The organism is Streptococcus sp. Marseille-Q6379, from assembly GCF_965119505.1.
This window is the reverse complement of sequence record NZ_CBCPLV010000002.1, coordinates 543,270-555,655: the sequence shown is the minus strand read 5'-3', so window position 1 is coordinate 555,655 and position 12,386 is coordinate 543,270. Positions and strand designations below refer to the sequence as shown.

The following is a 12,386-nucleotide window of genomic DNA, read 5'->3' as shown; positions in this document are numbered from 1 at the left end:
CTTTCTTCTGCCCCTTTTCTATCTTGGTTAGTCAGTGCTCAAACTGGGTCTTTTTGTCAATTGCCTTAAAATTTGATAGAATGAAGCCTGTATACTTTTATTTGAGAGGTCCTTATGACCAAATTTAATTTTTTCTTAGTGGTGGAAGCCCTGCTTTTGACCCTGGGCCTGATTACCATTTTTAATAATGATATTACCAGTTTTATTTTCATTCTGGTTTTAACCTTGTTGGCAGTTCGCTTTTTTAATAAGGAATCCAAAAGTGATTTTGTCTTGACCATCTGTTTGATCTCACTTTTTCTGGTTTCCATGTGGAATATCTATGTGGTGCTTGCGATTTTAGTGGGTGTGGCCTATGTTATGATTAACCATTTTTCACAGGTCAAGAAAAAGAATCGCTACGCTCTCATTCAATTCAAGGAAGACGACTTGGATCCTCAGGCTGTGCGAAATCAGTGGATTGGAACTCGGATGGAACCTGTCAGTGATCGTTATGACTTTGATGATATCAATATCATCCGTTTCTTTGGGACAGATGTGATTGATTTGACCCAGGTTATCGTCTCGGGGCGAGATAATGTTGTGATTTTGCAGAAACTTTATGGTCCGACGACTATCTTGGTACCAATTGATGTTTCCGTCAAGCTCAATATATCAGCGATTTATAGCTCTGTCACCTTCTTCAATGAAGATGAGTACGACCTCCGTTACGAAAGATTGACCTTGCAGGGGGCGGAGTATGAACATGCTCATCGAACAGTGAAATTGATTCTCAATGTGGGAGCTGGACCAGTGGAGGTACGTCGCAAATGAAGAAACAGTACCTATTTTTGATTCTGATTTATTCAGTTGTCGTTCTGGTTGGCGTTACCCTAGTGGTTATGGATAGCTTTAACCTTAACTTTTCATTGGTTTTTGGTAATCTGTCTCAGGTCTTCCATTTCCTTTTTAACATGTTTTTTGTGGTTCTGAGTTTGCTCATTTTGCTTTATATTCTTTGGGCCATTGCCAATGATAACAGTATGCGATCAGTCAATCAGGATTTGCGCCGCATTATCAATAATCAACCAGTCAAACGTCAGGGAGATATTGAGTTAGACAAGAATATGATGCGTTTATCTCATAAGATGCGTAAATTGACTAAGGACTTGCAGAAAACTGAGAATGCCCAAGCTCTTCAAAGCCGTGATATTATTAAGAAGGAGCGAGGACGTATTGCTCGTGACCTTCACGATACCGTTAGTCAGGAGCTTTTTGCGGCTAGTATGATCCTATCTGGTGTTTCTCAGATGGCGGACCAGCTAAGTAAAGAAGATTTGCATAATCAAATTCAGGCGGTTGAGGCCATGCTGACGGATGCTCAAAACGATATGCGTGTCTTGCTTTTGCATCTTCGTCCGACAGAGCTTGAGAACAAGACCTTGCAAGAAGGCTTGCAGATGATTCTTAAGGAATTAACCGATAAATCCAATATCCATGTCGTCTACAAGGATATGGTTAAGAAAGTGCCTAAGCGTATTGAAAATAATCTCTTTAGGATTGCCCAAGAGTTTATCTCTAATACTCTTAAACACGCCAAGGCTAGCCAGATAGAGGTTTATCTCTATCAAAATAGTCAGGAAATTCAATTGAAAATGTTGGATAATGGTGTTGGTTATGATTTAAATGCGTCGACTGACGAGATGAGTTATGGACTGAAAAATATCCAGGAGCGTGTCGATGAAATGGCGGGAACTGTGCAGTTCCTATCTGCTACAGGTAAAGGAACATCTATTGATGTTCGTGTGCCGATATTAAGAGGAGAAGACAATGTCGAATAAGATAAATGTGATTTTGGTCGATGACCATGAGATGGTCCGTTTAGGCCTTAAGAGTTTCCTGAATCTCCAAGGAGATGTCGAAGTGGTTGGAGAAGCGAGCAATGGCCGAGAAGGTGTTGACCTTGCCCTGGAACTTCGTCCAGATGTCGTCGTAATGGACCTTGTCATGCCTGAATTAGATGGTGTTCAAGCGACTTTGGAATTGCTCAAAGAATGGCCAGAGGCCAAGATCTTGGTTTTGACTAGCTATTTGGACAATGAAAAAATTTATCCAGTCATTGAAGCTGGTGCTAAAGGTTATATGCTTAAAACTAGCAGTGCGGCAGAAATTCTCAATAGTATCCGTAAGGTTTACCGTGGTGAAGAAGCTATCGAAACAGAGGTGGACAATAAGATTAAATACCACGATAGCCACCCGGACCTACACGACGACTTGACGGCACGTGAACGTGATATCCTGGCACTTTTGGCTAAGGGGTATGACAATCAGACCATTGCTAACGAGCTATTCATTTCATTGAAAACCGTTAAAACTCACGTGTCTAATATCCTAGGAAAACTTAATGTTGATGACCGTACTCAGGCTGTCGTTTATGCCTTTAGACATCATTTGGTTTCACAGGATGATGAATAAAGTTATCAACTAACCTTGTTATTTAGAGGCTAGGGAGAGTTATCATAATTCTTACCCCTTACTCGGATTTTGCAAGTCAAATCTTTTGACTTTATTTCTAGTAAAACATATAATGAAGTCATCCTAAAACTTTTCTTTTTTCATATGAGGTTGAAGCGACCTCATATCATCTATCTAAGTTCGCTTAGATGATGAAATCTCCTAACTCCTAGCAATCGGTATTTCCGGTTGCTTTTTTTGAAAAAAGTTAAAAAAAGTGTTGACAGCCAACTAGTTTTTCTGTAGAATAATAAGAGTCTTTTGGGGTATAGCCAAGCGGTAAGGCAAGGGACTTTGACTCCCTCATGCGTTGGTTCGAATCCAGCTACCCCAGTTCTACCTGAGGGTAGAGACACAGATTATGGTCCGTTGGTCAAGGGGTTAAGACACCGCCTTTTCACGGCGGTAACACGGGTTCGAATCCCGTACGGACTATAAGTGCCAGCTAGAGAAAGCTGGTTTTTTTGTGTCCTTTTTGATAAAATAGAGGGGTTGACTGGCCTAAGCCAGACATTTTATACCACTTTAAAATCATAAACGACAAGACCTCGACCCGAAGAAATAACTTTGTTTTGTGATGGCTGTCAGATGATAACAAATAATTCGTCGAGTCGTGGTTTCATTTGAATAAGAAAACATATAATAAGGAAATTCAATGACATACTATAACGTTGGAAAGATTGTGAATACACAGGGCTTGCAGGGGGAACTTCGTGTTTTGTCTGTAACAGATTTTGCGGATGAGCGTTTTAAGAAGAAGAGTGTCCTAGCCCTTTTTGATGACAAAGACAATTACATCATGGATGTTGAGATTGCGAGTCACCGTAAACATAAAAACTTTGATATCGTTAAGTTTAAGGGGCTTTACCATATCAATGATGTGGAGAAGTATAAGGGATGTAGCCTCAAGATTGCTGAGGAAAACCTAACAGACCTTGATGATGGGGAATTTTACTACCATGAAATCATTGGCCTTGATGTTTACGAAGGTGATACTTTGATTGGTCAGGTCAAAGAGATTCTCCAACCGGGCGCTAATGATGTTTGGGTAGTAAAACGTAAAGGCAAAAAAGATTTGCTCTTGCCATACATCCCGCCTGTAGTTCTCGATGTTGATGTTGCAGCTGGACGTGTTGATGTTGAGCTCATGGAAGGATTAGACGATGAAGATTGATATCTTGACCCTATTTCCAGATATGTTTGCTCCCTTAGAGCATTCCATTGTTGGTAAGGCAAAGGATAAGGGCCTTCTAGAAATCAACTATCACAATTTTCGTGAAAATGCGGAGAAGGCTCGTCACGTAGATGATGAACCTTACGGTGGCGGTCAAGGTATGTTGCTACGTGCCCAGCCAATTTTTGATACCTTTGACAAGTTAGATGTCACAAAACCTCGCGTTATTCTCTTAGATCCTGCGGGTCGTACCTTTGATCAGGCCTATGCAGAAGAATTGGCGCAAGAAGAGGAATTGGTCTTTATCTGTGGTCACTATGAGGGCTATGATGAGCGCATCAAAACCTTAGTGACAGATGAGATTTCCTTGGGAGATTTTGTCTTAACTGGGGGAGAGTTGGCTGCAATGACTATTGTAGATGCGACTGTCCGCTTGATTCCTGAAGTTTTAGGTAAGGAAGCTAGTCATAAGGATGATAGTTTCTCATCAGGGCTTTTGGAATTTCCACAGTACACGCGCCCAGCTGAGTTTCGTGGCATGAAGGTGCCAGATGTTCTCTTGTCAGGGCACCACGTCAATATTCGACGTTGGCGTATGGAACAGAGTTTGCGTAAGACCTGGGAGCGTCGACCAGACCTCTTGGAAAACTATGACTTTACGGATGAAGAACGTCAGATTTTAGAAGAGATAAAAGCAGAAGGGAAATAAAATGTCAGAAGAAAAGATTTACGATATTACCATTATCGGTGGTGGGCCAGTAGGACTTTGGGCTGCCTTTTACGCCGGTCTACGTGGTATGGCTGTTAATATTATTGAGAGTCTGTCAGAGCTTGGTGGACAACCTGCTGTTCTCTATCCAGAGAAGAAGATCTACGATATTCCAGCCTTTCCGCAAACGACAGGTGCGGAATTGACAGAAAATCTCTTGACTCAACTTAAGCGTTTTGAAGATCGTGTCAGCATTCATTTGAAAGAAGAAGTGCAAACCTTTGAAAAGGCCGATGGCATTTTCAAAATTACTACTAGCAAGGGCCAACACTTATCTAAGGCTATCGTCATTGCTTGTGGAAATGGTGCCTTCGCTCCACGTCCTTTAGGTGTGGACAATGAAGAAGATTATGCGGATAATAACTTGTTCTATAATGTGCATAGTCTTGACCAATTTGCTGGCAAGAAGGTTGTGATTGCTGGTGGTGGCGATTCAGCTGTTGACTGGGCCAATCACTTAGATGGGATTGCTGAGAGCGTGACTTTGATTCACCGTCGTGATGCCTTTCGTGCCCATGAGCATAGTGTAGAGCTTCTTCATCAATCGTCAGTTAATGTGATGACGCCTTATGTGCCACTTGAAATTAAGGGTGAAAATGGTCTTGCCCAAAGTTTGACCGTTCAAAAAGTGAAGTCAGACGAGGTTGTGGAATTGCCACTTGATGCCCTTATTGTTAGCTTTGGCTTCTCAACCAACAATAAAAACCTTCGTAACTGGAATGTTGATTACAAACGCTCTAGCGTTACTGTTAATGCGCAGTTTGAAACCTCACAAGAAGGTGTTTATGCTATCGGTGATGCGGCAGAATATGAGGGTAAGATTGATTTGATTGCTGTGGGGATGGGTGAAGCTCCTATCGCTATCAACCAAGCTATCCAATATATTGATCCAGACGGTAAGAATCGTCCGGTTCACTCAACATCATTAATTGAAGAATAATGTCAAAAGAAGGAAAGTCTCAAAAGAAGACTTTGTCTTCAATCTAAGGAGAGACTTGTCTCTCTTTTTTCATGTCTAAAAACGTGGTATAATACACCTATGGCTACAACGAAAAAAACGAAAAAAGGGTCGACTTCTAAGAACAGTAAGAAGCGGCTTACAAAAGCAGAATTAGACAGACAGAAGGCGATTAAGCGAATGCTATGGACCTTCTTTTTTGCCTTTGTTTTAATTTTCCCAGTCTTTCGATTGGGTTTCTTTGGGGTTACCCTCTATAATCTCTTTCGAGTATTTGTGGGGAGTATGGCTTATCCTTTAATTTTTGCTATCTATGTTTATCTCTTTGGCTTTAAATGGTTACGTAAACATAGTAACTACGTAACAGGATTTTGGATGATCTTCGCGGGTCTCTTGTTGGAGTTTCACGCCTATCTCTTTAGTCTAGAACGCATGAGTGGTCTGGATATTTTCCCTGGTACCAAGGACTTGCTTTTTGGGGAACTGGTCAGTGTGCAAGTAGCTCGTTTTGCGGGTGGTGGTATGTTGGGGGCTCTCCTATACCAACCGATTTCTTTCCTCTTTTCAAATATCGGTAGCTTCATGATTGGGGTATTGATCATTCTCTTGGGTGCCTTCATTCTTAGCCCTTGGGATGTCTTGGATATCATGGAGTATGCTAAGGAAGCTTGGCAGAAAGGGGCTGAGAAGCGTTTGGAACGGACGGCACAACGTCAGGAAAAAAAGGCAGAACGTCAGGCTCAGAAAGAACGTGAGGCGAAAGAACGTGCCGAAGCCGAGCGTCTGGCTGATTTAACTGTTGACGAGGAGACGGGAGAAATCTTAGATGATGCCGCAGAGGAGTTACCACAAGAAACTGAGATTTTTGCACCTGAACCTGAAATCAGTGATTATGCCTCTGAGGACTACTATGATAATCTCCCTCCAGAGGATTATGAGGATTTCCAAGAAGATTATGCACCTTATCCAGAGGATGTGCTAAGCGAGGAGTTTCCGCCATCTATGGTTGTTGAGGGAGATGATGCACCTGTCGAGGTTGATTTCACACCGAAGGAGCTCTTACAGTATAAATTACCTCAGATAGATCTCTTTGCACCTGATAAGCCTAAGAGTCAATCTAAAGAGAAGAACATCGTTCGTAAGAATATACGTATCCTTGAAGATACCTTTAAGAGTTTCAATATTGACGTCAAGGTTGAGCGAGCCGAAATTGGACCATCAGTGACTAAGTACGAGGTCAAGCCTGCTGTTGGGGTTCGTGTTAACCGCATTTCAAATCTAGCTGATGACTTGGCTCTGGCTTTAGCTGCGAAAGATGTCCGTATTGAGGCCCCTATTCCTGGAAAATCTTTGGTTGGTATCGAAGTGCCTAACTCTGAGATTGCGACGGTTTCTTTCCGTGAACTTTGGGAACAGTCCAAGACGGATCCTAATAAACTCTTGGAAGTTCCTCTTGGTAAGGCGGTTGATGGTTCGGCTCGTAGCTTTGACCTGGGACGGATGCCTCACTTGCTAGTGGCTGGATCAACAGGTTCTGGTAAATCGGTTGCGGTTAACGGAATTATCTCTAGTATTCTTATGAAGGCTCGTCCCGACCAGGTGAAGTTCCTCATGGTCGATCCAAAGATGGTTGAACTTTCGGTTTACAATGATATTCCTCATCTTCTTATCCCTGTAGTGACCAACCCACGTAAGGCCGCCAAGGCTCTCCAAAAAGTGGTAGATGAGATGGAAAATCGTTACGAACTCTTTAGTAAGTTTGGTGTGCGTAACATTGCTGGCTACAATGCCAAGGTGGAAGACTGGAATTCCCAGTCGCAAGAAAAACAGATTCCCCTGCCTTTAATTGTGGTTATCGTTGATGAGTTGGCTGACTTGATGATGGTAGCCAGTAAGGAAGTGGAAGATGCCATCATTCGTCTAGGACAAAAAGCGCGTGCTGCGGGAATTCACATGATTCTCGCCACTCAACGTCCGTCGGTTGATGTTATCTCTGGTTTGATTAAGGCCAATGTGCCATCTCGTGTGGCCTTTGCGGTGTCTTCGGGAACAGATAGTCGTACCATTTTAGATGAAAATGGGGCAGAAAAGCTACTCGGACGTGGGGATATGCTTTTCAAACCGATTGATGAGAACCACCCTGTTCGTCTACAAGGTTCCTTCATCTCTGATGATGACGTGGAACGTATTGTGACCTTTATCAAGGATCAGGCTTCAGCTGACTATGATGAGAGCTTTGATCCTGGTGAAGTTTCTGAAAATGATTTTGGTGGAGGTTCCTCTGCCAATGGTGGTAGCTCAGAAGGTGACCCACTCTTTGAAGAGGCCAAGGCTTTGGTCCTTGAAACACAAAAAGCCAGTGCTTCCATGATTCAACGTCGTCTGTCAGTTGGTTTCAACCGTGCCACTCGTTTGATGGAAGAGTTGGAAGAAGCAGGCGTTATCGGACCAGCTGAAGGTACCAAACCACGTAAGGTTTTGATGACTCAAGAATAATGAACTGGAAAGAGTCTCAAGCCTGGTTTTTAAAAGAATTAAAATAGACAAAAGAAATGAGAAAAATGAGTGTTTTGCCATTTATTTTCTCATTCTTTTTTTATGTTCAAAATAGACCAAAAAATTGCAAAATATTCCATAAGAACGCTTACAAAACGAACTTTTTTTGCTATAATAGGAGAAAAAGTGAGTAATAAAAACTAAGGAGTAAAAAATGGACAATTTATTAACCGTTCATTTTCATAGTATGCATGGCGACTATTCCCGATATAGTATGTGGAAGTGGCTAGATGGTTATTGGGGCGAAGAGGCCCATTTTTCACGTGAGGATGATTTTGGCCTTGTTGGTCAGGTTACTTCTCCCTCCAATCGTTTTATTGATTCTGTCAATCTTTTGGTCAAAACGGAAGACTGGTCGAGGCAAACACATGATTATCGTGTCCGACGCTTCCTAGGGGATGCTCCCAATGCTATTTGGATAGTTGAAGGTGATCCAACGGTTTATTATTCTAAACAGGCTGCCTTGACTAGCCATAGTTTTGAAGGTCGCGACCAGCATGCCTTTGATATGGCTCTTCGTAGACAGGAATTTGATCAAAAGTGGGGTTTTCAAGGCTGGTTAGGGCATGAGTATGAAAAAGGGGCTACAGAGTTTCGCCTTTGGTCACCACTAGCTCGTCGTGTGCAGCTCTTACTTTTTAAAAAGGGCAGTAAAAATCCTAAGGTCATTAAGATGAGTCGAGGAGCTAGCGTCAATAAGGACCGTCATGAGATGAATACTCACGGTGTTTGGAGTGCCACTGTCAAAAAGGATTTGGATGGGGTAGCCTACCAGTTTCGTGTTTATCATGAGGAAAGCTTCTATCAGGATACGAGAGACCCTTATAGCATCGCCCTTAGCTTAGATAATAAAAAAAGTTTAGTGGTCAATCCTAAGCGACTTGTACCAAGAGGGTATGAAAAGGTAACGAAGCAAAAAGCGAGCTGGCGTAATGCAAATGCTTGCTCATCCGTTATCTGTGAAATGCACCTCCGTGATTTCTCAATCTCAGAGACGTCTGGTGTTAAGAAGTCCTATAGAGGGACATACCTAGGTGCCTGTCAGAAAGGGACTAGAAATGCCCTAGGAGATGTGACTGGTTTTGATTACCTCAAACGCATGGGTTACAATTATGTCCAGTTGCAACCGGTCTTTGATCACCATAAAACCTACGATAAAGATGGGAAGCTTCTCTACAACTGGGGGTATGATCCTGAGAATTATAATGTCCCAGATCGTCAATTTGCTGCTGATCAAAAGAATCCCGTGGCACCAATTTTAGAGCTTAAGAAAATGATTCAGGCCTACCATGAGGCAGGCATTGGGGTCATCATGGATGTGGTTTATAACCATACTTACTCTTCTTACAGCTCTCCCTTCCAACTGTCTGTACCGGCCTATTACTACCGTATGCATGACAATGGGTCTTTTCAAGACGGGTCAGGATGTGGAAATGAAACAGCCAGTGAAAAGGAAATGTACCGTAAGTATATGATTGATTCTTTGACCTATTGGGCAGAAGAATTTGGAGTGGATGGTTTCCGTTTTGACCTTATGGGCTTGCATGATGTTGCTACTATGAATGCCATTCGTTCGGCCATGGATGATATTGATTCTAGGATTCTTCTATATGGTGAAGGATGGGATATGGGAATTGGTCTTCCTGTGGATCAAAAGGGCAAGAAGGATAATGCAGCCTTGATGCCTAGAATCGGATTTTTCAATGACAATGCGCGTGACGCCGTTAAAGGGGCAGAAGTCTATGGACACATCAGTAACGGTTATGTGTCTGGAGCCCCATTGGAAGACCAGATTGCCAAGAGTCTGCTTGGTAGCCGTGGTTTTGTAAACTACCTCATGCCAGGTCAGGTCCTCAACTATATCGAGGCGCACGACAACTATAATTTGAATGACCTTATGCATCATTTGCATCCACATGATTCGCCAGAAGATATTGAAAAACGTATCTACTTGGCAAATGCTCTTAATCTAAGTATGCAAGGGATGTGTTTCATGCAGTTGGGACAAGAATTCCAGCGTAGTAAGATGGTTGCAACAGGTGAAGATGGAAATTACACGGAAGCGGATGTTAAGCGTGCCATGAATAGCTACAATGCTCCTGATGCTGTTAATCAGGTGGATTGGAATCAAGTGACTCTTAAGAAAGACTTGGTTGCTAAAGTTGCCAAATTAATTGAGCGTAAGCAAACCGTACAAGAATTTTCATATCGTTCATATGCAGATATTTACGATAATCTCTATGTCGCAAAAGCTGAGTACGATTCAGGTATTGTTGAATTACATATTTCTGGAAAATTACGTAAGACTTTTGTGTTCGATAATATGAAAAAAGATTTGGAGATTTACTGACAAGAATGTCAAAAAATGTTATAATACAGTAAACGCTTACATAAGTGGTTTTGTTTACTTGTAAGCCCTATCGGTCTGAAGGGTTTTCTAGTGTATTTACATATATTTCAATGTTTTAATTTCTTGATAGTTAGAACTATCAAGGCTAGTTTAAGAAAGGAGTGATGGTATGAATCTCGATGAAGCCATGTACACATTTGGAACAGGTGAGAACTTCCACCTTCAGAATTATTTGGGTGTGCATGAATTAGAGGGAGAAGAAGGTTTTATCTTCCGTGTGTGGGCCCCTCATGCTGAGCAGATTCAGGTAATTGGAGATTTCACAGGTTGGTTTGATGAACCTCTGGATATGACCAAAAACCATATCGGTGTTTGGGAGGCGACTTCAGCTCTCCCAGAGGAAGGACAACTCTATAAGTTCTTGGTGAAACGTAAGGGAGGTCAAGTCGTCGAAAAGATGGATCCTTTTGCGACTTACTTAGAGCCTCGTCCTGGAACAGGAGCTGTGATTCGTAAGAAGAAAACTAAGAAGTGGAAGGATGGCCTTTGGATGGGTCGTCGTAAACGCTTTGGTTTCCAAAAACGTCCGGTTAATATCTATGAAGCTCATGCATCATCTTGGAAACTAAAAGAGGATGGTCAACCTTATACTTTCAAAGAATTGAAAGAAGAGTTGATTCCATATTTGGTTGAGATGAACTATACTCACGTGGAATTCATGCCACTCATGGCTCATCCTCTTGGGATGAGTTGGGGTTACCAGCTTATGGGTTACTTTGCTTTTGAGCATACCTATGGCACACCAGAAGAATTTCAAGATTTCGTAGAAGCATGTCACCAGAATAATATCGGTGTCTTGGTAGACTGGGTCCCAGGTCACTATACACAGAATGACGATGCTTTGGCCTACTTCGATGGTACACCAACTTTCGAATATCAGGATCATGATCGAGCTCATAACTATCGTTGGGGCGCACTTAACTTTGACTTAGGAAAAAATCAAGTTCAGTCTTTCCTTATTTCAAGTGCTCTTTACTGGATTGAAAATTATCATATCGATGGTATCCGAGTGGATGCAGTATCTAACATGCTCTATTTGGACTATGATGAAGGTCCATGGATGCCTAACAAGGACGGTGGAAATCGTAACTTGGAAGGCTACGGCTTCCTTCAAAAACTCAATCGTGAAATTAAAAAACGCTATCCAGATGTTATGATGGTTGCGGAAGAATCAACTGCAGCAACGCCAATCACCCAACCGATTGAAGAAGGTGGTCTAGGTTTCGACTTCAAATGGAATATGGGTTGGATGAACGATATCCTCAAATTCTACGCAGAAGATCCAGTTTACCGTCAGTATGACTTCAATCTGATGACCTTCAGTTTCATGTATTGCTTCAATGAAAACTATGTTCTACCTTTCTCACATGATGAAGTGGTTCATGGTAAGAAGAGCATGATGCATAAGATGTGGGGTGACCGCTATAATCAATTTGCTGGTCTTCGTAACCTCTATGCTTACCAACTCTGTCACCCAGGTAAGAAATTGCTCTTTATGGGTTCTGAGTTTGGTCAATTCTTGGAGTGGAAGTTTGATTATCAACTCGAATGGGGTAATCTTGAAGATGAGATGAACCAGAAGATGCAGGCCTTTACTAGCCATATGAATGCTTTCTACAAGGACCATAAATCTCTCTGGCAGATTGATGATTCTTACGATGGTATTGAAATCATTGACGCGGATAACCGTGCTGAAAGTGTGCTTTCCTTCATTCGTAAGGATGACAAAGGCGATAAGGGTGACTTCCTTGTCTGTGTCTTCAACCTAGCTCCAGTGGAACGTCAAGACTTCACTATTGGATTGCCAGTCGCTGGTATTTATCAAGAAGTACTTAACACTGAGATGGAAGAATTCGGTGGTGTCTGGAAAGAAGGAAATCCTGAAACTCGTACCCAAAAGGCGAAGTGGAAGGATTATGAAAATACCCTTAGCTTCACATTGCCAGCTCTTGGAGCAAGTATCTGGCGTGTTAAACGTCGCTTGAAATAAAGGGTAGAATTAAACGTGTACACGATTTGTTTTTCA

At 42.1% G+C, this 12,386-nt stretch carries 9 protein-coding genes and 2 tRNA genes; all 11 read left to right on the top strand.

All coding sequences use genetic code 11. The features are described from left to right. Positions 1 to 114: 114 nt before the first annotated feature. The 11 genes from liaF to glgB all read left to right on the top strand — a co-directional run bounded on the left by liaF (position 115) and on the right by glgB (position 12,350). Entirely contained in the window at positions 115 to 813 is a 699-nt protein-coding gene (gene liaF / locus ACWPVZ_RS09175; RefSeq protein ID WP_037603001.1) for a cell wall-active antibiotics response protein LiaF, read from the top strand. Further along, on the top strand, positions 810 to 1,820 hold the full coding sequence (locus ACWPVZ_RS09170; RefSeq protein ID WP_002891418.1) for a sensor histidine kinase: 1,011 nt from the start codon (positions 810 to 812) through the stop codon (positions 1,818 to 1,820). The genes liaF and ACWPVZ_RS09170 overlap by 4 nt, the downstream gene beginning before the upstream one ends. Beyond that, positions 1,810 to 2,454 (top strand): response regulator transcription factor, encoded by a 645-nt coding sequence (locus ACWPVZ_RS09165; protein WP_002891417.1) that lies wholly within the window; start codon positions 1,810 to 1,812, stop codon positions 2,452 to 2,454. The genes ACWPVZ_RS09170 and ACWPVZ_RS09165 overlap by 11 nt, the downstream gene beginning before the upstream one ends. A gap of 301 nt (positions 2,455 to 2,755) precedes the next feature. Further along, positions 2,756 to 2,827, top strand: a tRNA-Gln gene (locus tag ACWPVZ_RS09160). 29 nt (positions 2,828 to 2,856) lie between these two features. After that, positions 2,857 to 2,928, top strand: a tRNA-Glu gene (locus ACWPVZ_RS09155). Between the two features lie 220 nt (positions 2,929 to 3,148). Continuing rightward, positions 3,149 to 3,667 carry a ribosome maturation factor RimM gene (gene rimM, locus ACWPVZ_RS09150; RefSeq protein WP_002891416.1) on the top strand — a complete coding sequence of 173 codons (519 nt, stop codon included), beginning with the start codon at positions 3,149 to 3,151 and terminating at the stop codon, positions 3,665 to 3,667. Beyond that, positions 3,657 to 4,376, top strand: a complete 720-nt coding sequence (gene trmD / locus ACWPVZ_RS09145; RefSeq protein ID WP_060972852.1) for a tRNA (guanosine(37)-N1)-methyltransferase TrmD — start codon at positions 3,657 to 3,659, stop codon at positions 4,374 to 4,376. Before rimM ends, trmD begins: the two co-directional genes overlap by 11 nt. 1 nt (position 4,377) lies before the next feature. After that, on the top strand, positions 4,378 to 5,376 hold the full coding sequence (locus ACWPVZ_RS09140; RefSeq protein ID WP_201709132.1) for an NAD(P)/FAD-dependent oxidoreductase: 999 nt from the start codon (positions 4,378 to 4,380) through the stop codon (positions 5,374 to 5,376). Between the two features lie 99 nt (positions 5,377 to 5,475). Further along, the gene (locus ACWPVZ_RS09135; RefSeq protein ID WP_454381873.1) at positions 5,476 to 7,890 is read left to right on the top strand and encodes a DNA translocase FtsK; all 2,415 of its coding nucleotides are present in this window, start codon (positions 5,476 to 5,478) and stop codon (positions 7,888 to 7,890) included. Positions 7,891 to 8,104: 214 nt separating this feature from the next. Beyond that, positions 8,105 to 10,300: a type I pullulanase gene (pulA, locus tag ACWPVZ_RS09130; RefSeq protein ID WP_454381872.1), complete on the top strand. Its 2,196-nt coding sequence runs from the start codon at positions 8,105 to 8,107 to the stop codon at positions 10,298 to 10,300. A 169-nt stretch (positions 10,301 to 10,469) separates the two neighbouring features. Beyond that, positions 10,470 to 12,350 carry a 1,4-alpha-glucan branching protein GlgB gene (gene glgB, locus ACWPVZ_RS09125; RefSeq protein ID WP_021143825.1) on the top strand — a complete coding sequence of 627 codons (1,881 nt, stop codon included), beginning with the start codon at positions 10,470 to 10,472 and terminating at the stop codon, positions 12,348 to 12,350. The last annotated feature ends 36 nt before the right edge of the window (positions 12,351 to 12,386 follow it).